Here is a 24,840-nt window from a genome sequence, read left to right on the forward strand (position 1 = left end):
CGCAAAGAATGGATTGGTTAGAGTTGGTCCAGGGTATTTCTTGAAATGGTCTTTTGCTTCTTGAATGCAGATGGAGTCATTCCTGTTTCTTTTTTGAACTGAGACGAAAGGTGAGCTACACTGCTATAGTCGAGCTGGTGGGCAATCTGTGATAGGTTGAGTTCGTCATAGTGCAGCAGTTCTTTTACCTTTTCAATTTTCTGAGAGGTGATGAATTTCTCGATGGTGACGCCCTCCACAGAGGAGAAGAGTCGGCTGAGTGAACCATACTCCTGGTGAATTTTCTCTGACAGGTAGGTTGAGAAGTTTACTTTGAGAGGTTCTTTCGAGTAATGCACCTGCTCAATGATTGCCGATTTGATTTGGGCTATAATTGCTGATTTGCCTCGATTGAGCAGTTCAAATCCTTGAGCCTCCAGGGTACTCTGAATTTTTTCAAGTTGCAGCTCATCAGGCATGGTGGTCACCTGCACCTCACCTAGTGATATGCGTTCGGGGGCAATGCCTGCCTGGTGGAAGGTTTCAGTCACGGCAGCAATGCATCGCGGACATACCATGTTTTTGATGTAGATCGTCTCCGCCATATTTCATCAACTCATTTGATAGGGTTTTGGTGCTAAGATAAGGAGGAAATCGAGTTGCAGAGGCTTTTGGAGTTGGTACTTCATAGATGGATTAGGTCTTCTGACACATATGAGGACCTATTTGTGTGCAAATCCAATACCTGATTGAGTTTGATCATCTTCCCTAAAAACCTATCTTGGAGCTGCAATTGATTTTTTCCAACAATGATGAAACACACCCTTCTATTTTTTGCCCTGGTTCTGGTAGGGCTATTTTGTGCCGCCCAGGAATATGTCGTCACTTCACCTGATGAACAGCTTGTCGTCCGGATCAACCTCTCAGAAAAGATCACCTGGTCAGTGTCGCTTGCTGAAGAGCAAGTGATTCCTCAAGCGGAGATAGGGGTGGATGGATCTCACAAAAGCATTGGAGCCAATGCACGATTACAAAGTGAGAGTCGAGAGACCTCCAAAGGCTACGTAGAGGTAGCCGTTCCACACAAAAATGCTCGAATAGCAGAAGAATATAATCAACTTACCCTGGAGTTTAAAGGAGGCTATTCCTTGCAGTTTCGGGTATTTGACGATGGTCTGGGGTATCGGTTCATTGATCAATCCAAGAAGGAAAGGCAGGTAGTAAATGAAGTGATGAAATTGGCGTTTCCTGCAGGAACTACCTCGAAATTTCCCGAAGAGGAGTCGATGTATTCTCACAACGAACGACTCTACCTGAATGAATCATTGGAAAATATTTCAGAAGATCGGTTTTGTAGTTTGCCCGTGTTATTTCAGACCAATGGTACCAGTGTATTGTTCACAGAAACAGCGCTTCACGATTATCCGGGCATGTTTCTGCAAGGAGGAGAGGGCACGATCATGGAAGCTGTCTATCCGAAATATGTGTTAGAAGCTATTCCAGATCCGCAGGGACCTGACCGCAACCAAAAACTTGTTCAACAAGCCGAATACATCGCACAGCTATCCGGACCTAAGGCATTACCCTGGCGAGTGTTTATCATTTCTAAAGATGACCGTGATTTGATAGCCAGTAATCTGACTTACTTGCTATCCGAACCCACCGTCATTTCCACTGACTGGATCAAACCGGGCAAGGTCGCCTGGGACTGGTACAATGCCAACAACCTCTATGGATTAGATTTCAAGTCAGGATTGAACACCGAGACCTACAAGTACTACATTGATTTTGCGGCTCAAAATGGGATTGAATATGTGATATTAGATGAGGGATGGACCAAAAGCACTACAGAGATACTGGACTTCAATCCTGAGATGGATGTGGCTGAGCTTATCGAGTATGGTAAGGGCAAAGGAGTGGAAATCATCTTATGGGTGCTTTGGAAACCACTGGATGATAACCTGGATGAGATTCTGGAAACTTATAAGAGCTGGGGAGCAGCTGGTATCAAGGTGGACTTCATGCAGCGTAATGATCAGTACATGGTGAGCTCCTATGAGCGTATCGCCAAAAAGGCAGCAGATTTGGAGCTGTTAGTGGATTTTCATGGAGCATTTAAGCCTTCTGGCCTCCGCAGAAAGTATCCGAACGTGATCAACTATGAAGGAGTAAAAGGAAGTGAGAATAATAAGTGGAGTGCCGACATCACCCCAGAACATAATGTGACTATTCCTTTTATCCGAATGGTGGCTGGACCGATGGACTACACGCCCGGAGCAATGGTCAACAAACACGAGATCAATTATAGCATCAGTTTTGAGCGGCCGATGAGTCTGGGAACCCGAGCGCATCAGGTGGCAATGTATGTAGTCTATGAAGCACCGCTGCAGATGCTGTGTGAGTCGCCCTCACGGTATTACGAAGAGCAGGAAACAGTCGATTTCATCACCCAAATCCCGACGGTGTGGGATGAAACAAAGGTGCTGGAGGGAAAGGTTGGTGATTACCTGGCTGTAGCACGCAGAAAAGGAGATGTCTGGTACATAGGAGCTATGACGGATTGGACCCAGCGTTCACTCGAAGTGGATTTAAGGTTCCTTTCTTCAGGAAGTTACACGGCTAATATTTTTAAGGACGGCATCAATGCAGATCGCTTTGCTGAGGATTATGCCATTGAACAAATTTCTGTCACTTCTGAAACAAAACTAGTGATCGATCTGGCCTCCGGAGGAGGATGGTCAGCAATCATTTCGCAGCAATAACCCTTCTTGACTATGTCTTTCCTGATTATCCTGGTTTGTATTTTGATTTTGGTTCTGCTCATCACCTGGGCCAAACTTAATCCCTTCTTAGCATTCGTAGTTGTTTCCATTTTGACGGGGGTTCTACTGGGCGTCCCACTCAGTGAAGTCACCGGTATTGTCGAAAAAGGAATCGGTGGAATGCTGGGAGGCCTGGTCATTGTGATCGTGTTGGGAGCCATGCTAGGGAAACTGGTTGCAGAAACTGGTGCTGCTCAGAAGATCACCAATGTGCTGATGAACACTTTTGGCGAGAAGCGTATCCAGTGGGCGCTGATGACCACTGGTTTTGTGGTGGGCATCCCGCTCTTTTATAATGTTGGGTTTGTGCTGTTGGTACCCTTGATTTTTTCGGTAGCTTATCAGTTTAAAATGAAGGCCGTTTTCATTGGGATACCTATGCTGGCAGCTTTGTCGGTTACTCATGGGTTTCTTCCACCGCACCCATCTCCAACAGCACTTGTGGGTCAGCTTTCGGCTGATATGGGCCTTACTCTGATCTATGGATTCTGTCTGGCAGTACCGGCTATTATTCTGGCAGGACCGATATTTACTCGATCCATTAAAAATATGGACTCCAAGCCGCTCAAAACCTTTGTTGCCGATTCGAAAGATGAATCCCAGCTGCCGGGAGGCTTCAATAGCTTCTTTTCGGCCTTGCTTCCAGTGGTCTTGCTTGCAGGTGCTGCCATTCTTCAGCTCTACTGGCAGCCATCAGGAACCATCGGAGAGGTGGTTGGCTTTGTGGGAAATCCATCTGTGGTGATGATCGTGGCTTTGGGTTATGCTACTTACTCCATTGGCCTGAAACAAGGCTATGACATGAAAGCAGTCATGGGTTTTTATACCGATGCAATCAAGGATATTTCCCCAATACTGTTGATTGTGGCTGGTGCTGGAGCTCTGAAGCAAGTATTTATTGCCAGTGGAGTGAGCACTGAACTGGTAGCAGGCTTGCAGGATTCCTCCATTCATCCGTTGGTGCTGGGCTGGCTGATTGCCGGAATCATTCGTGTAGCAATTGGGTCAGCGACTGTGGCGGGGTTAACCGCTGCTGGGATATTGGCTCCTGTGATGGGTCAGATTGGTGCCGATCCCAATTTGATGGTGCTATCAGTTGGAGCTGGAAGTTTACTTTTCTCACATGTGAATGACTCGGGATTTTGGATGTACAAAGAGTATTTCAATCTGAGCATTAAAGACACGATTAAAAGCTGGTCTGTGATGGAAACGATTGTCTCAGTGGTGGGGTTGGTCGGTGTATTGATTTTGGATTGGTTGATTTAAAACAGGGGAAGTCGATCTCAACTTCCCCATGCTTCACTTCTGTGTTCGCCTATTATTTTTTACAAGTTTTAATACCAAATGGTGTGTAAAGTGGGCAGAAACTGACCAGGCTGGTCAACACGAAAATTCCAGCAAGGACTAGTAGGATGATCCCTAGTGTACCTGTTATGGTGTTGGTAAAGTAGAGGCCAGCAACTACTGCGGCGATGATTATCCGAATCACCTTGTCCGCAGTTCCCATATTCTTTTTCATGATCTTCACAGTTTGTTTAAAGTCCTATAAAGGTAGCATTAGAGAGGTTCCCGTTGTGTGACTTTTGTTACAGAGTAGCTCAATCATTTTAGTCCGTTATTTAAGACAATCGATGCCTATTGCTTTTGGCGTTGTACTGTATTCTTGTAGAGAACAACTACCCTAAACCATGAGAATCTTCCTGTCAATTATTGCTCTATGCTGTTCAGTTCTGAGCTTACCTGCTCAGAGCGTTTCTCCCTTTATAGTGGTGGATCAGTTTGGCTACTTACCATCAGCTACTAAGATTGCCGTTATTCGAAATCCCATGCAGGGTTATGACGCTGATTTGGAATTTAATCCAGGATCAACCTATCAGGTCTTGGACGCTTCCACCAACGAGGTGGTCTACTCCGCGGCACCTGTCCAGTGGAATGGCGGCCAGATGGACAATTCATCGGGAGATCAGGTGTGGTTATTTGACTTTACGGAAGTGGCTACCGTGGGGAGCTATTACGTTCTCGATGAGTCCTCAGATGAACACTCGGCGGAGTTTATGATTTCCAGATCGGTCTATAATGAAGTGCTCAAACATGCAGTTCGCACATTCTTCTATCAGCGAGCTGGCTATGCCAAATCAGCTGAATATGCCGGAGAAGAGTGGGCTGATGGAGCCAGCCATCTTGGTCCTAATCAGGATGCCGAATGTCGTCGGTTTGACGCTAAAAATGATCCCAGCAGCGCTAGAGACCTGTCTGGTGGGTGGTATGATGCCGGAGATTACAACAAATACACCAACTGGACTGCCAACTATGTAGTCGATATGCTTCTGTCTTACATTGAAAGACCAGACGCCTGGGGCGATGATTATGGTCTGCCAGACTCAGGAAACGGTATTCCTGATTTGATAGATGAAGTGAAATGGGGGATTGCACACTTAAAACGGATGCAAGAAGAAGATGGTAGTGTGCTCAGTATCGTAGGATTGGCTCATGCAAGCCCACCATCCAAGGCTTCAGAGCCAAGTTTTTATGGGCCAGCTTCTACCTCAGCCACACTTAATACAGCGGCGGCTTTTGCCCTTGCAGCAAAAGTGTTTGGTCAGCTGAATATGGCTGAGGATGCTAATGAGCTGAGTACACGAGCACTTGATGCCTGGGAGTGGGCAGAAAGTAACCCGAATGTACTGTTTAGAAATAACGATAGCGAATATGGTTCTCAGGGTCTTGGAGCAGGGCAGCAAGAGGAAAGTGATTACCAAAGATCCATGTCCAAATTGGAAGCAGCTATTTATTTGTTTGATCTCACAGGGGAGAAGGACTTTCAGCAATATGTGGATGCACACTACCAGGATTGTCATCTCATTGCCTGGAACTATGCCTATCCTTTCGAGTCTTTCAATCAGGATATGCTGCTGTATTACGCCAACAGTTCCGAGGCATCCAGTTCCGTGTCAGAGCACATTTTAGAAGTGTATTCCAATCAAATACTCACGGGCAGCGATAACCTGCCAGCAATCAAACAAGTCCGGGATCCTTATGGGGCTTTCATTAAAGATTACACCTGGGGCAGTAACTCCATCAAATATCGTCAGGCCAATATGTTCATGAGTATGGCTGCTTACCATGAAGCCTCGCAGGAGGAATTGACTCAGGCGGCATCTGGATATATTCATTACCTTCATGGCGTTAACCCGTTTAATCTGGTCTATTTGTCCAATATGTACCGATTTGGTGCAGTGCACTCTGTCAATGAATTTTACCATTCCTGGTTTGCTGATGGAAGTACCAAATGGGATCGGGTAGGTGAGTCCATTTACGGCCCGGCACCAGGTTTTTTGGTGGGTGGACCCAATCCGAGTTATACTCTCGATAGCTGCTGTCCGGAAGGGTGTGGATCCTCTGCCAATAACTCCGTTTGTACATCGGAGGAGTTAGATCCACCTATGAACCAACCAGCTCAGAAGTCTTACAAGGATTTTAATACCAGTTGGCCGCTGAACTCCTGGTCAGTTACGGAAAACAGCAACAGCTATCAGCTAGCCTACACTCGGCTGTTATCCAAATTTGTCGATCTAAACTACGACTGCATGGGAGTGGAAGATGGCGATGCAGTGATAGATGCTTGTGGAAACTGTGCCGGAGGTACATCGGGTCTTACTCCAGTCAGTAACTCCTCAGACTGCCGGAGTACTTTAGGAATCGATGAGGGAACAGGAGTACTATACCCTAATCCAGCTAATGACCGACTGAATGTTCGCATGGACAATGGAGTTGTAGAAAAGGTCCTGTTCTACCACTTGTCTGGAGAGCTGGTGAAAAGCTATGAGCCAGTAGGTGATGAGATTGATTTGAAACCGCTACCGGCGGGCGTTTACCTGATTTCCATTATTTCTAAAAACCAAAAGATCTCCAGGAAGCTAGTCAAACAGTAAAGTTATCCAAACAGGTTTCTGGTGAAGACCATTTTGATACGCTGCTGGAAAGCGTCAATTACTTTGAAAATTTCCTTCAGGGTAACCACTTCAATCTTGGTGAGCGATTTTGGATTCACATAGTTGTGGGGTTCGTCATGATCATGGATGATCTGAGTGGATTGGTACCGGAGCCTCATTCCCATGAGGTAATAGTAGGATTGCATCAACTCATGAAAATCTGACTCACTAAAAACCTTTAGATCACGCAAAGCCTGAAGACGTTCTCCTGTATTGGTAGCGAGAATTTTGTTTTTGAGTGCATAGACTCGCACGAGATCTACTATTGGTGTCATGGCTCTTTTGATATTGAATACCTGCTGATCCCCTTTGGATATGGTGCGAATCCCTCTGAAGAAAGTGAGCGGTGGCTCGTACTGAAGTGCATTGCTGGTGAGTAATGAGAAAAAGTACTCACTTGGCTGATCCATTTTCTTCATGATGTGACTTTGGAGTTCCTGGACCAGATTCTCCTCGCCGAAGATGTATCTGCAGTCAAAAAACGTAGAGAAGTTCATCGCTGCTTCATGGTCTGGATTCGAGATCCATTCGTCATAGTTGCGCTTCCAGTGGGAGAGCGAGTGCGTCCATTTGGGGTTTTTGGCCATGAGTCCTCCCGTGCAGAAAGAGAAGCCGATGAAGTTGAGTCGTTCGGAAACCAGATCGGCAAAGTGCAAGAAGTATTTTCTTGTTTTCTCCCGAAATTCATTGGCCTTGTCTTCGTAAATAATCGCATTGTCCTGATCGGTTTTCAGGGTTTGCTCCTTGCGGCCTTCACTGCCCAGCGACATGAAGACGAATTTAGCTGGAGGCTCACCAATTTCCTTGATCACACCTTCTATCACCTTTTGAGCGATGGTGTCAGAGATGTTGGTGATCACCTGATTAACAATTTCTGATTTTACACCACGTGTCAAAAGTTGGTAAACGACTTCTGGCACTTGAGTCCATTTGCTTCGAAGCTCATCAATAGTCAAGGCGAGTCGTACGGACTGGATAAAAACGAACGGCGATTGTGCCTGATCAGAGAGAAGTTTGGTTCTGGACACCACACCAATATCCTGGCCGTTTTCTTGTACAATGACGTAGCGGATCATGTGATCAAACATCATGAGCACTGCTTCATAGATGTGCGCTTCTTGATCAATGCGAAAGATTGGTCCTTCCATGATGTCATGCACAGGTGTAGCTGAGTGCATCTGACCACCGATGATCTTATTGCGCATGATGATGTCAGTAACGTACCCGACCAACACCCCCTGGTTTTCTACGAAAAGGCAGCTCAGCTTGTGCTGCTCCATGATGCGTGCCGCATCATGGCAGGGGGTGTGACCAGCGCAGCTAATGATCGGTCTGGGACTGACGGTATTGAGTTTACGAACAAAATACCGATCAAAAGTCAGCGTCTCAAAATCGATGGAGGGATTGGACACCAGACCCTGGTACTGGTCATTGAGCATCTCCTTACCAAATGCTGACAGAAAATGCTGATAGAAGTCTTCATGATCTTTGCATAGCTGGCGGAATAGTTCCGGCGGTATGCGGTAGACTACTGTGTTTTTTTCTACCTCCACTGTTAGGAGGGATTTGCCTTTATTGAGAAGCGTTGAGAATGCCCCATAAGTAAGGCCAGCCGTGACCTTTTGCTTGGACCTCTTCTGGTTGTCAGAGGTAAGGATATAGGCTTCATAGGCACCCTGATAGACAATGTCAAGACCTTCTACGGTCGTTTTGTTTTGCTGGTAGAGCTGATCACGCTGCCCATAGTGGATCTCTCTTATCTGAGATTCCAGAGATTCCAATTGTCCTTCGGGAAGTTGATCGAAGGGCACAGTATTTTTTAGAAATGCTAGCTTTTCACTCATAACCAGAGGGTGATTAGTCCAATTAAAATGAAAACAAGTACGGGCAGACCACAACCAGCCTTTGGTTTTGGTTGCTCTATCCTAAAAAATAATTTTTGTGACCTGATTCGATGGGTGGTTAGTTCGTCTTTACGCAAAAGCTCGAAAAAACACCTGGCAGTTGCCTGTGCATCGCTGCTGGCATTATGCGTGTCAGTCAATTGTTCACCAAACAAGCTCTGGTAGAGTTCTTCCAGTTTCGGATAGGACTGATTCGGAAATCTGGTGTATTCTGAAGTCGCTCGCATGGTACAAAAATGCTGGTATTTCGGCACGATGTTCTTCAATCCTGATCGGATAAATGCCACCTGAACCATCTTGCTATCAAACTCCACAAAATGACCAACGATCAGTGGTTTGTAATGCCGGAGATCACTGGCTAGCAGCTTCATGACCGATCGGCGATCCTTACCTCGGGCTTTCAGGCTTTCTCTGGTGATTCCGTGAATTTTGAATGAGGAGGATTCGATGTAAATCTCCTCTTCAAAGATGAAATGGTTCTCTTGCTTCACGAGCTCTCCATCGGCAGTGTATACCAGCCAGGCCAGTTGCAAGACGAATGGCCAGTTCTCCAGTTCTCGAACAGGCGCATTCAAAGAATCAGGAATTCCAGAGGTTTCCGTGTCGAGAAAGAGGAGATGTTTGTTCATCGTAGTTAAGTTAACGCAAGTAATACACAATTGCATAGGAATAAACCATCACAGTAGACTGCAATGCAATATTCAGCTACTAGATAGTCTGGATGTTCAATCCGGCTAGTCTTCACTGCGTCTAGTCATTTAATAAAGACAAATGGATGATTCTGTAAAGTTCATCTTAGTTTAGCGAAATGAAGAGTGTGGAAGTGACAGTAGGAGGGCTGATCTTTGATTCCAAAGATCGAATCCTTTTGTGTAAATCGGCAAAGTGGAATAATCAATGGGTTATTCCGGGAGGTCATGTGGAATATGGAGAGACTTTGGAAAACGCATTAGTTCGAGAGATAAAAGAAGAAACGGGTTTGAGTGTGAGTGATTTGAGACTTGCTAGTATGCAGGAAAGTATCGAAGAGGAGAGTTTTCATCAACCAAGACACATGTTGTATGTGGATTTTTTCTGTAAGACAGCTTCGAATAACGTCATACTCAACAATGAAGCAGATGAGTTTGCCTGGGTGTCTTTGGATCAAGTAATGGATTATGACCTTGGAGGCTTTCTTCCGCAATTGTTTGATCAACTGGTCAATAAAAAGACTCAGCATGAATACCCGATTTATTACGGATATTCACACTAAGTACTTGGTATGATTACCATTCGGTATGAAAAATTCCTTCCCGATCCACTCGCTCATAAGTGTGTGACCCAAAGTGATCACGCTGAGCTTGAATCAGGTTTAACGGTAGTCTGCCCGATCTAAATGAGTCGAAATAGCTCAACGCTGAAGACAATCCAGCCACTGGAATCCCACTACCTACAGCAAACTGTACGACGATTCTGGCATCACCTTCGATGGTTTTAAGTGTCTTCACAAAATCCTCGTCAAGCATCAGGTTGTGCAAATCCGGATTTCGATCATAGGCTTTGCGAATATCTTCCAAAAGAGCCGCTCGAATGATGCAGCCACCTCTCCAGATTTTAGCGATGGTCTCCAGGTTCAGATTGTATTGGTATTCTTTATCGGCAGCAGCCAACTGCGACATTCCCTGAGCATAGGTGACAATAAAGGCAAAGTATAGGGCATTTTCGAGTGTTTTGGCGTCTGGTTTGTCCTGTCCAATGGACGGAGTATGATATACTCTGTCAGCCTCCACCCGATAGTCCTTCATGGAGGAAATCTCCCGCATGGTCACGGCTGAGTCAATGGTAGGTACTGGAATGCCAAGATCCATGGCGTTTTGTGACGTCCATTTTCCGGTTCCTTTTTGCTTGGCTTTGTCCAGGATAACGTCTACCAGGTCTTTGCCAGTGAGGTCGTCTTTTTTCTTGAAAATCTCTGAGGTAATCTCCACGAGGAAGGATTGCAACACCCCTTTGTTCCACCCAGTGAATAGATCAGCGAGTTTTTGGTTGCTGTAACCATTGCCTGTTTTGGCTACATCATAGATCTCAGAGATAAGTTGCATTAAACCATATTCAATGCCATTATGGACCATTTTCACGTAGTTTCCTGCAGAGCCACGTCCCATGTAAGCCACACAAGGCTCACCATTCACTTTGGCGGAAGCGGCTTCAAAAATGGTACGCACATGATCATAGGCAGATTCACTACCACCAGGCATGATGCTCGGTCCTCTTCGGGCGCCTTTTGCGCCTCCTGATACTCCGGCGCCAAAGAAGTTCATTCCCTTTTCTTCCAGATAAGCAATGCGTCGCTCAGTATCTTCAAAGAATGAATTGCCTCCATCTATGATGATATCGCCTTTGTCCAGGTGTGGTAGCAACGTTTCAATCACCGCATCTACAGGCTTACCGGCAGGCACCAGCAGCATGATCTTACGAGGGGTTTTCAGTGCACCAACAAAAGTGGCTGCATCGGTGGTGCCGTTTACTTTTACCTGGGAACCTTCCTCTTTCAGGGCAGCAACTTTGTCTTCGTCTGTATCCAGACCCATGGACGAAAATCCATGGTCTGCCACATTCAAAATGAAATTTCTTCCCATTACTCCTAAACCTACTAGACCAAAGTCGTGTTGTTCTGCCATTATGATATAATTTTAGCTTTAAATTAATGAGACCTGATAAGTTGGGGTAATGGTCAGGTCCTTTTGGCTACGTTGTTTCGAGGCATGAAATTAATGCTTCCAATTCGATAATTGAAGTAATGATAAAAAATGATAATCAGATTCTGGTAATATTTGGTGCTTCTGGAGACCTCACGGCCCGTAAGCTTATTCCAGCAATCTACAATTTGTTCAAGAAAGACTACCTACCAAAAAAGTATGCGATAGTAGGTGTAGGACGTACTCCTTATGATGACGAGGAGTTTCGGGATAAGGCCGTACTGAACAATCCGCATATCAAACGTGAAGAAGGTAAGTCTGTGGAGGATTTTGCTAAGTTGGTACACTACCACGCATTGGATACTTCCAAAAAAGAGGACTATCCAGGGCTGTCTGATCGCTTGCATTCCATTGATGACGAGTTTGGCACCAATTGTAACGTGATTTTTTACTTATCTGTGCCGCCAAGCTTGTACGGAGTTATTCCAAAGCATCTGGCATTTGCCGGACTCAATAAAGAAAAAACAGGTTGGACCCGATTGATTATTGAGAAGCCTTTTGGGTATGATCTCCAATCTGCTAAGGAGCTCAACAAGACCTTGCTGGAAGACTACCGTGAAGACCAGATCTATAGAATCGATCACTACCTGGGTAAGGAGACGGTACAGAACTTATTGGTGACCCGATTCTCCAATAGTATTTTCGAACCACTTTGGAACCGTAATTACATCCATCGGGTGGAGATCACGTCTGCTGAGTCAGTAGGAGTGGAGAAGCGTGGTGGCTACTATGATGGCTCTGGTGCACTGAGAGATATGGTCCAGAATCACTTGCTGCAGTTGATTGGGCTAGTAGCAATGGAGCCGCCTGTAAAGTCAGATGCCGACAGCATTCGCAATGAAAAGCTGAAGGTGTTTCAGTCATTAAGGCCCATGACTACCGAAGATGTGAAGCAAAATGTGATCCGCGGACAGTACCTGTCCAGTAAGATCAAAGGTGAAGAAGTGAAAGGTTACCGTGAAGAGGAAGGTGTAAACCCTGAATCCAGGACAGAGACTTTTGTGGCTCTTAAGTTTTTCATTGACAACTGGAGATGGTCTGGTGTTCCTTTTTACATTCGATCGGGCAAAAAACTGCCGACCCGAGTATCCGAGGTAGTTATCCATTTCAAACCGAATCATCACCGGATATTCAGCCAAAGCCAGAAGGTGAACTCTCAGAACATGCTGGTGATGCGGATTCAGCCAGATGAAGGGATCCTGCTGAAATTTGGCATGAAAGTACCTGGACAAGGTTTTGAGGTTAAGAATGTAAACATGGACTTTTTGTATTCTGATCTCACTGATGCTTATGTGCCAGATGCCTATGAGCGATTGATCCTTGATTGCATGCAGGGCGATGCTACGCTGTATGCGCGTGGAGATAGTGTTGAGTCGGCATGGGAGTTTATCGATCCTATACTGAAAGCCTGGAAGGATGATCACTCCATTCCGATCTATGGATATCCGGCTGGGACCTGGGGTCCAGAAAACGTGGACGAATTGATAGAGGGCGAACATATGATGTGGCGCTATCCGTGTAAAAATCTTGCTGAAGACGGAATTTTCTGTGAACTATGACCAAAGAAGAATTCAAAATATTTGATACACCACAGCGGACAGCTGAGGCATTTGGAGATTATTTAATGGATCAGGCTGCAGGGAAGTCGTCCTTTCATGTGGTGCTCTCTGGTGGATCAACTCCTAAGATTTTGTTTGATTACCTGGCACAAAAGTATGCACAGAGTGATCTGTGGAAAAACATCCATTTCTACTGGGGTGATGAGCGCTGTGTGCCACCTACAGATGATCAGAGCAATTATAAAATGACCAAAGAGCGGTTGTTTGATCATGTGGATATTCCTGCGGCTAATATTCACCGGATTTTGGGAGAAGAAGACCCTCAGGAGGAAGCTAAGCGCTACGAGCAAGAAATCACAAATCATGTTCCTGTGATGAATGATCAACCTATTTTTGATTTGATCATTCTGGGAATGGGAGAAGACGGGCACACGGCTTCAATCTTCCCGCATCAGCTGGAGTTGTTGGATGATGAGCGCATCTGTGCGGTAGCAAAACATCCGGAGTCTGGTCAGCTCCGAGTCACCCTTAATGGACCAGCCATCAATGCGGCCAGCGAGGTTGTCTTTCTGGTGACTGGTGCTGGTAAAAAAGCAAAAATCAACGAAATCTATCATCAATCGGGAGATTGGAAATCTTATCCTGCAGCACATATCAGACCTGTTGGTCGATTATTTTGGTATGTTGATGCTGCTGCTGTGGAAGGAATCATTTGATTTTAGGTACCTTTCGCCCTCATCAACTTGCAATTAGGTATGACCACCAGGTGGTGGTCTTTGACTGTCCTAAAAATATTCTTCATGAGATATTTAGGTTACATATTCCTATTGCTCTTGTCCTTCAATGGATACAGTCAGTCATCTATCATCGATGACTTACGCGATCAGCTCAAAGGCCCTTTGAGTGATAGTGCTCAGGTAATGGCAAAAACTCAACTGGCACGAGAGTTAATTTACATTGACAATTCGGAAGCCTACCTTCTCGCACAAGAAGCTATCAGTCTAGCCAATGAAAAAGGACTGGAGCTGGAGGGAGCATATGCCCTGCGCATACTTGGTGCGGTCATGCGTGAGTATGGATTTTATCTGAAAGGATCCGAAATCCTACTGGACGCAAAAGCTATTTTCGAGCAGTACGGAGATGAGTTGGGAGTGGCCAACTGCTACCTGTCGTTGGCAAATTTCTACAATTACCTGTCCGATCATGACCTGGCAGTCACCACAGAGTTAAAGGCTATACAGATCTTTGAAAAATTACAAGCATCGGAGCGCTTGGGGGTGATCTACAATAATATTGGCCGGTCTTACAATGATCTGGGTAAATACGACTCAGCGGCATTTTACACTAGAGCTTCGATAGCTGTAAATGAATCCTTAAATAACCAGCCGTTGCTGCAGAGCAACTACCGGAACCTTGGCTTGATTTACATCAAAACCAGAAAATTTGACTCTGCTAAAGAGTCTTTTGACAAAGTCATCAAATTGCATAATGAGCTCGGCAACTATTCCAATAAATGGGCTGCGGCAGAAGCTTATCTTGGACTCGCTAAAGTTTACATGCAGCAAAATGGAAGTAGGGAGCAGGTAGAAAGTAATATCAACACTGCGCGTGATCTGTGTGTGACTCACGGATACCTGGATATACTTAAAAATGTGATCCAGACATCTTTCGAGTATAACCAGTCCATCAATAACTATGAGAACATTGACTTGTTGTGGAAAACCTATCAGAACTTAACCGATTCACTGCTTCAGGTAGAGCGTGAAAACAAAAGATACATAGTGGATTGGTATGAGGAGCGAATTCAGCAAGAATCGGAGATTGCCGATTTTACCTTGAAGCTCGGGCGTCAGAAGGTTCAGATTGTTGCATTGATTGTGTTGGTACTTTTGATTGGAATCTCTCTTGCGTTGTTTGTTTTCACTAATCGCAGAGTCAGAAAAGTCAATAGACTTTTGAGTCATCAGAAAAAGGAACTAGAGAAGCTAAACCAAACCAAAAGCAAGTTATTCTCTATAGTCGCTCACGATTTTATCAGTCCACTTTCCAACGTCTACTCCTTTTCCAGACTGCTGGCTGAGGAACGCCAGATGGACGAATCAGATAAAAAGTTGATCATCAAAGAACTGAACCAATCGGTAGAGAGCACTATCAGTCTGACCAAAAACCTGCTGACCTGGGCTCGAAACCAGCTGGAAGGCGAAGTGCATAATCCCATTCAGGTGGAAGTTTGCAAACTGTTACAAACGGTGCTGAAGTCAATACAAAGTCAAGCATCGGCCAAACAAGTGAAAGTAGAGATCCAGTGCCCTGGTGAACTGGAAATCTATGCCGACCCTGCACAACTGGAGGTAGTATTTAGAAATCTGATATCCAATGCGATCAAATTCAGCCACCCTGAGCAATCCATCAATATTCAGGTAACCACCGCAGAAGGCAGAGTGAAAATCCTGTTTGAAGATAAGGGTATTGGCATGAGCGATGAGGTACAAAGTCAACTCTTCCAGATCAATGAGTATTCGGATGTACGTGGTACCGCAGGAGAGAAGGGCACAGGACTTGGACTGATCATCTGTAGGGAGTTTGTAGAGAAGAACAATGGGGACATTTTGGTCAATAGCCACGAAGGCAAAGGAACTGCCATTCAGCTGTCATTCCCATCCAAATAGCTCCGAATATCCTTGATTTGATCCCCTCACAAGATTTCATCAGTTGACCAACTGGCGCATCTGTTTTTATACTGAATTAAACCAAACTAAAACTGATGAAAAAGAAATTATTTTTTGCAGCCATTGCCACAATGGTATGTTGGAGTATGTATGCACAGCTTCAGAGTTTGCCTCCTAGTGGTGCCAATCAACAAAGTGTTGTCAAACAGCACATTGGTGGTGTTGCCTGGGTAAAGATAAGTTACGGTAGTCCAGATGTAGCAGGTAGAGAGGGTCAGATATGGGGTCAGCTAGTACCTTACGGCAAGGCCAACCTTGGTTTTGGAGCCAGCACAGATGAGAATCCATCCCCATGGCGTGCGGGCGCCAATGAGAACACTGTTTTTGAGACTTCTCATGATATGCTGGTCCAGGGAGAGCTTTTACCGGCAGGTCGCTATGGTTTTTTTGTAGAGCCAAAGGAATCTGGGGATTGGGATATAATCTTCAGTAGTGAAGCCGATGCCTGGGGTAGTTTTTTCTACCAGCCGGAAGATGAGGTATTGCGAGTCCAGGCAACTCCTCAGGACCTGAATGAATCAGTAGAATATCTGACTTATGACTTTACCAATCGCAAGGACGATCAGACTACTGTCAACCTGGAATGGGAAAAGAAGAGATTGCCATTTACCGTGATGGTAAAAGATGCCAACGCACAAACGCTGAGTGCTTTACGAAGTGAGCTAAAGGATTCACCTGGTTTTACTTATACCAACTGGGTAGCTGCTGCGACCTGGGCATCAGGTGCCGGGTATCACGATGAGGCGATCAACTGGGCGGAAAATGCCATTTCCTTGCCGTTCATTGGTCAGCGAGATTTCTCTACGTTATCTACCAAAGCAATGGTGCTTCGCAATGCAGGGAAGGCGGAGGAAGCCAATAGCATCATGGATGAGGCGATCAACATGCCAGGAGCACCAGCATTTCAAGTTCATGCCTACGGGCGACAGCTCATTGCAGCCGGACAAAGTAAAAAGGCGCTTGAGGTTTTTCAGATCAATCACAAGAACAATGACGGTGCCTGGCCGACCAATTATGGACTTGCCAGGGGGTACTCCGCAGTAGGAGATTACAAAAAAGCTATCAAGTATTTGGAAATAGCTCTTACTAAAGTACCGGCAAACGATACCATGAATCCACCAATCATCCGGGCCAACCTGGACAAACTGAAAAAAGGCGAAGACATCAACTAAAGGTTTAAAGCCCCTGGAACTATTCAGGGGTTTTCTTTTTCAGAATATCTTTGTGGCAATCATGCAGCTTGACCAATGCCTGTATCAATCATCAGTCATCAGGATAAACAAATAATCCTGATAGACTACAAACCCTGTAAGAACAAAGAGGAAATGATCGCCACAGCGCGGGAAGCAGCCTCACTCTTTAAGCAGCAACCGGGCAAGGTACTGGCGGTGAGTGATTTCACTGGCACTTATGGAAGTGAGGAGTATATGAATGAAGTCAAAAAATTGAGTGTAGAAGTCTTCAGAGCCAAAACTGAAAAAGCCGCCGCTATTGGAATCACTGGTATCAAAAAAGTCTTGCTCAAAAGCTTCAATGCCTTTTCAGTTAACAAACTCAAGCCATTCGATACAATGGAAGACGCTTTGGATTACCTGGTCAGCTAGTCTACCTTATCAAATATTCTTTGGCCGTTTCTTCGTCATCAAAAGGTCGCATGGCCCCACCTAGTATTCTGTTATAGCCAAGTAAGAGCACCTTCTTTGCGCCCGTAATTCCCACAATAGCCGCTTTGGTTGGTATATGCTTGGTGTCTTTGCCAAGCTGCCGGATGTAGTTGGTAAATCTAGTTGTAGCAAACGCATCCGATATATTGATCAATCGCAAATGCGCCTTGTTTTCTGATAGTAGCAACTCTTTGAGCGTGGTTGCGGTATGGAGCATCTGGTCCTCGCTCTCTCCGCGATAGTCTACATAAATGATCTCTTTTCCTTTGTAAACAATTTTTTTTACTGACATAGTTAATGACTGGTGAATGATGGAGTTGTATGTAAAAATCGTCCGAAACTAATGACATTCTATTAGAAATTCAACAACTAATTAGCCCAAAAAAGTAATGCAAGCTCTTAGAATCTAACATCGATTAATGCATTATGCCAAGATTAATTTTGGTTATATTCATCTGGTGAGATTAGGTGTTCAGCGGGGTATTTAGTATATTCATCTATTAATCAGCCACTTATGTCTAAAAATGAACTCTACACCGCTAATAGCCACACTTTTACTGATATGTTCCACAGCTTTTGGTCAGACTACACGGTTTGTCAGTACTACCGGTACTGACACTGGAGACTGCTCGGATTCGGGTTCTCCCTGCCAAACGATCAACTTTGCCATTGCACAAGCCACTGATGGTGATGTAGTAAAACTTGGTGCGGGCACATATGCCAGCGCTACCGTTGACAAACGTATTACTCTTCGAGGGAAAGGGTATCAGACCTCCGTTTCCGGCTTGTCTATTTCCGCACCTCTATCGGGCTCGTCCTATGTTTATGTACGTGATTTGACAGTGTCAGGAGGTAGTGTCGGGATTGCCATAGCGACTTCATTCGTTCACCTGGATAGTTTGGATGTTTCAGGTCACAGTAGTCGCAATATCAACGTGGATGCATCAGGAAGTATCTCGGATTTGATCATTGAGAAATGTAAGCTCAACAATGGAGGTACGGGACTGTGGATAGATGAAACAACTTCTCTCGATGGGCTCACAATGACAGGAACTGAGCTGAACGGCAATGAATTTGGCTTCTATAGCCAGCTGGGTAACAGCACGTCCAATACGATGTTAGAGAATGTGGTTATTCGGAATTGCACTTTTAATCACAATGACCGAAAGGGGATTTACTGTGAAAAACTATCGGATGCAGTGATGGAAAATATCTCGGTCATAGGCAGTGGAGTAGACCCCACATATGCGTTCAACAATGGCATAGATATCAATCTCAAATGGCAAGCCTACAGCAATATTGAAATCCGCAATTCCAGGGTACTGGGGTGTGGTGATTTAGGTCCAAATAACTCGGGCACTAGTCCAGAAAACAGGCGCTCCACGGCTATTGCCATAAAAGCCAGAACGGATGCTGGATCTTACAACAGCGACCCTGCTTCTTTGTCTAATGTGACTTTGGATGGAGTAATCATTGATGGATTGGCTACAGATTTGAGATTTGGTGAGATGGGCAAACTGGACAACACTGGTATCGATATGTCCACTGTCACTGTAACAAATTGCTCGTTGGCAAGTGATGACATAGCAGGATTACTCAATGAAGAAATCACGAATACTTTGACCGTTAGTCATAATTATTGGGGAGGAGGTACACCCAGTCCTGGAACTGACTTATTCACTATAACTGGTTCCAACATCGCTCAATCAAATGAGTTGGCTAATCTAATTGTCGATGAGTCTAACAATGCCTACGCTGATTTTGCCAGTGCCTTAGCTGGTGTAGCGGCTTCTGGTACCATCAAAAACATTCCTCAAGGCTTGATAACTGGGACCACTACCATCAATAAGAACGTGACACTAAGTGTGCCAGGAGCTGGACTGCTGGACAGTACCAATAGCCTGGTCTCTTTTGCCGACTTAATGGTCTCAGGAGGTGTGCTCACACTGATGGGAGATGTGGAGGTTACGGGCACACTCACACTCGAGGATGATGTCATATTAGGAGATTATACTGGGTCTGCTGGGTCAGTCATTGTAAATAGTGGCGGCTCCATTCAGGATGGAGTGGCTATGGCGGCTGATGGCACCACAGTCACAGTAGCCAGCGGGACTTTTTCAGAAAATAGCATTTACATAGACAGATCCATCAGCCTGAATGGTGCCAATGCAGGGACCGCCGCAAGTGGCTCGCGTAGTGCCGAAACGATCATCGAACCTTCCAGCAGTAGTAATGGGTTGTTTCTGGATACGGACAATGTAGCCATTGATGGATTTGAGCTTGGTCAGAGTAATCTACTCACTGGGGTTGTCTCAGATGGATTTACCGATATTACAATCACCAATTCCATCATCAATACTGACTCCATTGGGATCTATATCAATGATGCGACCACAGGTGCCATCACGATTTCACAGAATCAGATTAACACTAGTGGTTTTGTGGGTCCCAGTCTTTCAGGTCTTACTTCGGGGATTTCATTAAGCGGGCTGACTTCTTCAGTAGACGTGGATGTTAATGACAATGCCGTCGATGGCGGCACCTATGGGCTATTGGTTTTCGATTGTGCGAGTTCCGCTCCGCTGAGCGTATCCAATCTGGAGGTGACCAATTTGATACAAGGGGTTTTGGTTTCAGCTACCAATGGTACATATGAGCAGCCTAACTCACTGACCATAGATGGACTCAATGCCACTGCTTTTGATGAACCAGGAGGAGGAATTACCAACATTCCTCAAACAGGGGTCTACATATACACCAATGGCAGTGCCACCCTCTCAGATGTTCAAGACGTAACCATTACTAACTCTGCCATCAGCGGTACCGGTAGTACCACTTCGGACTATGCAGGGATCATTTGTGGAGACTTTTCGGGAGTTCTTGGTGGCACCATTCAGGATATTACTATATCAGGAACTACCGTGGAGAACAACCTGAACAGAGGTATCTATGTAAGAGGACGAAATACAACGGCAAGCCTGAGTGATGTCACATTCACTGAAAATGGTGCTGATCCCACGGGCTCTGGTGGTAACCCAGGATTTCACTTGGTGGTAAGAAATGACGCGGTAGTGGATGTGACCAATAGCGTGTTTACTAATCCAACTAGTCAGACCTCCGATCAGTTTGATGGATTGAGTTTACAGACAGGTAGTACCTTGACTATTACCAATTCACGATTCAACCAGAATGGAAATGGTTCTCTGGCAACAACATCTGGGATTGATCTCTCAGGGAACTACCTTGGGTCGACAGATGAAGCTGATCTTAGTACCTGGATCAATGCGGGATGTGATTACACTCCATATCTTGGTAGTGGCACTGATTCAGATCCCGGAACAGATGGTTTTCAGGGAGATTTTGGTAATCTCTATGTGACCAACCTGGGGAGTCAAACTGGATCTACTGAGCGAGTGCAGGAGGCCCATGATCTGGCTGATATAAGTGGAACTGTCAGTCTCAACCTGGATGACTTTTCAGAATCATTGACTGTAAGTAAAAATCTCACACTGTCGCCACTGTCCAACTCCTCCGATACAGTTTCACTGGATAATTTGACCATGAACGGTTCTTCTATTAGTCTGACCTTGGATGCAAACCTTAGGATCTCGTCCTCAATCACCTTTACAGATGGTACTATTGATGTGACTAACGGAGCTTTGATTCTGGCTCCAGCGGTGCCTGATCCAGTGGAGAGTAGCAGTTCCAGACTCATGGGAAGCATGGTACTGGAACCTAGAACTATTGGTACTGGATCACTGGATATACTTGGAGTATCCATAAGTGTTGGGGGTGATGATATGGGTATGATCAGCATTTCCAGAGAGACTGGTCCAGGTGCCGTAGTTACGAGCGGAGTGAACAATTCCATTGCTGTGCAATGGCAGATAGATGTCGATACAGAACCGGCCGCTGGCAGAGATGTGGGGTTCACCTGGTTGTCAGATTTTGATAATGGACTGGACGTGTCCAATCTGCAGCTGTTCAAGAATAGTGGCTCTGGCTGGTTAGATATAGATGATCCACAGGATGTTTCTAGCAGTGATCCCAGGGTATTTGCTCCTATTACCACCACCACCTTCTCCTCATGGACGATGGCTGAGGGAGGAACCGTTTTGCCAATTGAGCTATTGTATTTTAAAGCTAAGAAAACAGCGGGAATCGTAGCGTTGGAATGGGCTACTGCCAGTGAAAGAAATACTTCCCATTTCGAACTGGAGCGCAAGCTTGATGGTGGAGAATTTGTGTCGATTGCGGAGGTAGAAGCAGTTGGAGAGTCGAAAACCAAGCAAGTATACACTTGTCAAGACCGATACAGTTTTTTGGATGATGAAGCCTTTTATCGATTAAAAAGCGTGGACTTTGATGGCTTTACTGAGATTTTTGATGCTATTCGTGTGGGGGACTTCATATCGTCTCAGGTCGTGAAGCTCTATCCTAACCCAACCTCAGACTATGTTGTGGTGCGCCAGAGATCTTATGATCAGTATGCCGTGATTTCAATGGCTGGAAAGCAGGTAATTGGAGGGGTGTTAAATGAAGAACGAATTGACCTTAGAAGCTTACCAGCAGGAAATTACATCATTCGACTGTCAGGAAAAGACGTTGGTGACTTTACTACCGTATTGGTCAAAGAGTAGCGTAAAGATCATCGAAGCTATCTACACTGTGGAAAGTTACTCCTAGAGTCTCCAATAGGTTTTTGACGTCAGGTTTTGCATTGCCTACACTTACGTAGTGCATGTCTAGTGTGTCTTGTTCCAGAAAATCCCTGAAATACTTTTTGCGTTCGATAAGGAGCCAGCGAAGAAACGTCTCATGCGCTCCATATCCGAAACCCACGATGATTATGGGCAGTTCAAACCAGATATCCAGCCATGTGTCAGATACTTGTCTACGGTTTTGGTTTCGCCTGAGGTGTTGATAACGAACTTTGGATATGCTGCGGGCTCGCTCCACACTACCCATGTAATCAGTTAGCCCCAGACGAATGCTGTCCTTGTAGCGCACATCTCCGTGGATCTTCCAGATACCAAAGCCACTGGTTGGGTGGTTCAGTTTGTTCGTTGCATAATAAGATTTCCATGGATAAAACCTGGTAAAACCTTTGGTAGAGGTATGATGTAGCTGGGCGTGTATGGAATCCTCAAAAGCCGTATCAAAGTTAGTTGTCAACACAGGAGAATCAGTTTCCCTTGCGAGCTGCATCAAGGCCCGATGCGTGGATAGGTCAGAAGATTTTTTTAGTGCGAGTTGTTTAACAATCCTTGGTTTGATGGCCAGGTGATCTTTGGCAGTGAGCTCTACCAGGTCATACACTTCGGTATAGGACAAACCTTTCAGGGCAAATGCTACATTCTTGTCACCGGCAGCTCTCAGCAGATTGGTCCATGAGGGCATGATCTGGCTGTAGAGATTTGGTCCATTTCCAATTAAGAAAGCAGCCTTTCTATACTTGCTTCTGAGTGCTGATAGGATTTTCATTAAGGCTAAAATTAAGAATACCTGTCAGTTATCCTTTTTCAGTTGAAAGATTATTTGTGAAGAATCATTGAGTATGGGTCTTTTAGGATAGAAGAACCTGGGAGGATTTTGAAGGGTTCTAAGGGATTTGATGAGACCCTTTGATGGATTGCTAGAGAGTATGCTGACTCCCTGTGGTCCCTGGATAAACTGGTAGTAGTTATCGGTGCTATTCATGGTAGTGACGTACCCTGATAAGTACATTACAGTCGACAGCTTGGTATTACGAATGGTTGTTTGTTCCTCTTGGGTGGGTTGAACATTATTTTTGATCAATTCTTCTTTAAATCGCTCTTCTGATGGGATTGAGCCAATCTGTACTTCGTTCAGATAGTGAGTAGCAGGAGTTAAGTACACGATGAGCGTATCATTTTGTACTTCACTTGATGTGATTTTAGTAGTGTAATAATTGACATGGGTGGTGATTAACGTGTCATATGAACCAAGCAGCATTTTGAATCTACCTTCCATGGTGGTGATAGTGCCTCTTTGCTTCGTGTACACATGTGCGAACGGGATGGGTTCATGGGTTGTAGCATCCAACAGTTGCCCGATCACCGTTTTAGGATCTTGCGGGAAAGAAGTACTGCAGATGACTACCCACATGAATAGAAAATGTGCAAGCATGATCAAACCTAGTGAAGTGGAGACTAGAACTACTGTTGATTCATTCTTTTTAACGTTTTGATGGCTCGTTTGGCATTTTTTAACCTGGTTGAGTTTCAATAAACAGAATAAAAAAGCGCTACACGAGCGCTTTTTCATTCACATAATGGAGTTGGAAATGGATCATCTGAACACCATTTTCATAATCTACTCGATGGCACTGTGTCAACTCCAAACCTTCACAGCATCCGTCAAACAAATGAATTCCAGTTCCCAAAAGAATGGGGTTTTGTTTCAAGATGAGCTCGTCTATCAGGTGATTCCTCATAAGAAACCTGGCCAGTTGACCTCCACCACATAAATAGATAGGAGATCCTATTTCGTTTTTGAGATCCTGCACGGTATTTAGCAACTCATGAGTCCGCACCACTTTTACCTGCTCGTGACAATCATCAAAATGAAGTGTGTCAGAGACAATGTAATGTTTCATGTGAGGGTAAGCCGGCTGACCAGGCTTTAACCCAAATTGATAACCGTATTCATAGGTGTTTCTTCCCATGATGGTGGTGTCATAGTCCTTGAGTTGGTTGAGATAGTCAGTGACATGCTCACCAGAGTTCAAAAAACCGTCAGTACTTCCATTAGGATGAGCTATGAAGCCGTCGAGTGAGGTGGCTACATGATATATGATTGATCGCATTGATTCGATAGTTAAATGAAAAAATAGATAGGAGGGACAAACCCTGATTGGAGGTGTCTAATACACTCATGATTTCGAGAAGTTAGATTTAATAAATAGTAAGAAGTATCAGGATCAATAAGACCCTGCACCATTCAGTTGCCTGAAGAAAGTGAAGCTAATCTGGAGTAGAGCACTCCGTTCCGAATGTGGATTAAAGAATCATTTGGTAAATATAATAATTCTTGTTGATTGATCATTTCTTCTCATTTTCAGCTATTCTAAACTTCACAATCCTCTGGATAAGCGCTTTAGGCAGAGGTTCGCTAAGTGGAAACTGAACACTGCCTTTGGCGCCTTTGTAAGCAGACAACTCCTTAGCAAATACCTGAATACCTGATGGGGCAGGATAGAAGCCAATGTGATTTTTGAAGCCACCGTAGTGTACCAGATTTTTACCCTTGAGTTTGAATGTAGGAATCCCGTAATTGATGACTTCATCGCAATCCGGTGCTACCTCCTTGATGATCTGATGTATTTCTAGCAGTTTTTCCTGAACTGGTGGTTCAAAACCCTTGATGTATTCGTCGATCGTTTTCATGAGCTTCATTTCATTTGATTAAATTAATCAAAGTTATTTATCCG

The 24,840-nt window shown here is 44.9% G+C and carries 20 protein-coding genes; 10 read left to right on the top strand and 10 right to left on the bottom strand.

What is annotated here, in order from left to right; translation table 11 throughout:
• Window positions 1–17: 17 nt before the first annotated feature.
• A complete protein-coding gene (locus tag ACO067_RS20185; RefSeq protein ID WP_421877558.1) occupies window positions 18–584 on the bottom strand; it encodes an AraC family transcriptional regulator in 567 nt (188 codons plus the stop codon).
• Window positions 585–788: 204 nt separating this feature from the next.
• Here ACO067_RS20185 and ACO067_RS20190 point away from each other — a divergent pair, with 204 nt between their 5' ends.
• Window positions 789–2,741: a glycoside hydrolase family 97 protein gene (locus ACO067_RS20190; RefSeq protein ID WP_421877560.1), complete on the top strand. Its 1,953-nt coding sequence runs from the start codon at window positions 789–791 to the stop codon at window positions 2,739–2,741.
• 12 nt (window positions 2,742–2,753) lie between these two features.
• Complete coding sequence (locus ACO067_RS20195) at window positions 2,754–4,067, top strand: gluconate:H+ symporter (protein ID WP_421877562.1); 1,314 nt, start codon at window positions 2,754–2,756, stop codon at window positions 4,065–4,067.
• Between the two features lie 52 nt (window positions 4,068–4,119).
• Here ACO067_RS20195 and ACO067_RS20200 read toward each other — a convergent pair whose 3' ends face one another.
• Window positions 4,120–4,320, bottom strand: a complete 201-nt coding sequence (locus tag ACO067_RS20200) for a YgaP family membrane protein (protein ID WP_421877564.1) — start codon at window positions 4,318–4,320, stop codon at window positions 4,120–4,122.
• A gap of 169 nt (window positions 4,321–4,489) precedes the next feature.
• On the opposite strand from ACO067_RS20200, the gene ACO067_RS20205 reads away from it, so the two are divergent.
• Window positions 4,490–6,733 carry a glycoside hydrolase family 9 protein gene (locus tag ACO067_RS20205; RefSeq protein WP_421877566.1) on the top strand — a complete coding sequence of 748 codons (2,244 nt, stop codon included), beginning with the start codon at window positions 4,490–4,492 and terminating at the stop codon, window positions 6,731–6,733.
• A 2-nt stretch (window positions 6,734–6,735) separates the two neighbouring features.
• Here ACO067_RS20205 and ACO067_RS20210 read toward each other — a convergent pair whose 3' ends face one another.
• Window positions 6,736–8,637: a DUF294 nucleotidyltransferase-like domain-containing protein gene (locus ACO067_RS20210; RefSeq protein WP_421877568.1), complete on the bottom strand. Its 1,902-nt coding sequence runs from the start codon at window positions 8,635–8,637 to the stop codon at window positions 6,736–6,738.
• Window positions 8,634–9,326 (bottom strand): exonuclease domain-containing protein, encoded by a 693-nt coding sequence (locus ACO067_RS20215; RefSeq protein ID WP_421877570.1) that lies wholly within the window; start codon window positions 9,324–9,326, stop codon window positions 8,634–8,636. The genes ACO067_RS20210 and ACO067_RS20215 overlap by 4 nt, the downstream gene beginning before the upstream one ends.
• 179 nt (window positions 9,327–9,505) lie before the next feature.
• Here ACO067_RS20215 and ACO067_RS20220 point away from each other — a divergent pair, with 179 nt between their 5' ends.
• The gene (locus ACO067_RS20220) at window positions 9,506–9,949 is read left to right on the top strand and encodes an NUDIX domain-containing protein (protein ID WP_421877572.1); all 444 of its coding nucleotides are present in this window, start codon (window positions 9,506–9,508) and stop codon (window positions 9,947–9,949) included.
• 13 nt (window positions 9,950–9,962) lie between these two features.
• Here ACO067_RS20220 and gndA read toward each other — a convergent pair whose 3' ends face one another.
• A complete protein-coding gene (gene gndA / locus ACO067_RS20225) occupies window positions 9,963–11,357 on the bottom strand; it encodes an NADP-dependent phosphogluconate dehydrogenase (protein WP_421877574.1) in 1,395 nt (464 codons plus the stop codon).
• A gap of 119 nt (window positions 11,358–11,476) precedes the next feature.
• Between gndA and zwf the strand changes: the two genes are divergently transcribed.
• The 5 genes from zwf (at window position 11,477) to ACO067_RS20250 (ending at window position 17,327) form a co-directional block, all read left to right on the top strand.
• Window positions 11,477–12,994, top strand: coding sequence for a glucose-6-phosphate dehydrogenase (gene zwf, locus ACO067_RS20230; RefSeq protein ID WP_421877576.1), 1,518 nt, complete (start codon window positions 11,477–11,479; stop codon window positions 12,992–12,994).
• On the top strand, window positions 12,991–13,710 hold the full coding sequence (gene pgl / locus ACO067_RS20235) for a 6-phosphogluconolactonase (RefSeq protein ID WP_421877578.1): 720 nt from the start codon (window positions 12,991–12,993) through the stop codon (window positions 13,708–13,710). Before zwf ends, pgl begins: the two co-directional genes overlap by 4 nt.
• 84 nt (window positions 13,711–13,794) lie before the next feature.
• A complete protein-coding gene (locus tag ACO067_RS20240) occupies window positions 13,795–15,663 on the top strand; it encodes a tetratricopeptide repeat-containing sensor histidine kinase (RefSeq protein WP_421877580.1) in 1,869 nt (622 codons plus the stop codon).
• A 95-nt stretch (window positions 15,664–15,758) separates the two neighbouring features.
• Window positions 15,759–16,895, top strand: coding sequence for a DUF2911 domain-containing protein (locus tag ACO067_RS20245; RefSeq protein ID WP_421877582.1), 1,137 nt, complete (start codon window positions 15,759–15,761; stop codon window positions 16,893–16,895).
• Window positions 16,896–16,970: 75 nt separating this feature from the next.
• A complete protein-coding gene (locus tag ACO067_RS20250; protein ID WP_421877584.1) occupies window positions 16,971–17,327 on the top strand; it encodes a hypothetical protein in 357 nt (118 codons plus the stop codon).
• Between the two features lies 1 nt (window position 17,328).
• On the opposite strand, the gene ACO067_RS20255 is transcribed toward ACO067_RS20250, so the two are convergent.
• Window positions 17,329–17,679 carry a hypothetical protein gene (locus ACO067_RS20255; protein ID WP_421877586.1) on the bottom strand — a complete coding sequence of 117 codons (351 nt, stop codon included), beginning with the start codon at window positions 17,677–17,679 and terminating at the stop codon, window positions 17,329–17,331.
• A gap of 232 nt (window positions 17,680–17,911) precedes the next feature.
• Between ACO067_RS20255 and ACO067_RS20260 the strand changes: the two genes are divergently transcribed.
• Window positions 17,912–22,027, top strand: coding sequence for a T9SS type A sorting domain-containing protein (locus ACO067_RS20260; protein WP_421877588.1), 4,116 nt, complete (start codon window positions 17,912–17,914; stop codon window positions 22,025–22,027).
• Here the strand turns inward: ACO067_RS20260 and ACO067_RS20265 are convergent.
• The 4 genes from ACO067_RS20265 to ACO067_RS20280 all read right to left on the bottom strand — a co-directional run bounded on the left by ACO067_RS20265 (window position 22,017) and on the right by ACO067_RS20280 (window position 24,796).
• Window positions 22,017–22,871, bottom strand: coding sequence for an SIR2 family protein (locus tag ACO067_RS20265; RefSeq protein ID WP_421877590.1), 855 nt, complete (start codon window positions 22,869–22,871; stop codon window positions 22,017–22,019). The two genes, ACO067_RS20260 and ACO067_RS20265, sit on opposite strands and share 11 nt — an antisense overlap.
• Window positions 22,872–22,895: 24 nt before the next feature.
• Window positions 22,896–23,537 (bottom strand): carboxypeptidase-like regulatory domain-containing protein, encoded by a 642-nt coding sequence (locus ACO067_RS20270; RefSeq protein ID WP_421877592.1) that lies wholly within the window; start codon window positions 23,535–23,537, stop codon window positions 22,896–22,898.
• Between the two features lie 118 nt (window positions 23,538–23,655).
• Window positions 23,656–24,216, bottom strand: coding sequence for a dihydrofolate reductase family protein (locus ACO067_RS20275; RefSeq protein WP_421877594.1), 561 nt, complete (start codon window positions 24,214–24,216; stop codon window positions 23,656–23,658).
• 235 nt (window positions 24,217–24,451) lie between these two features.
• Window positions 24,452–24,796: an iron chaperone gene (locus ACO067_RS20280; protein WP_421877596.1), complete on the bottom strand. Its 345-nt coding sequence runs from the start codon at window positions 24,794–24,796 to the stop codon at window positions 24,452–24,454.
• Between the last annotated feature and the right edge of the window lie 44 nt (window positions 24,797–24,840).

Origin of the sequence: Marinoscillum sp. (assembly GCF_965229915.1) — a bacterium.
Lineage (GTDB): Bacteria > Bacteroidota > Bacteroidia > Cytophagales > Cyclobacteriaceae > Marinoscillum.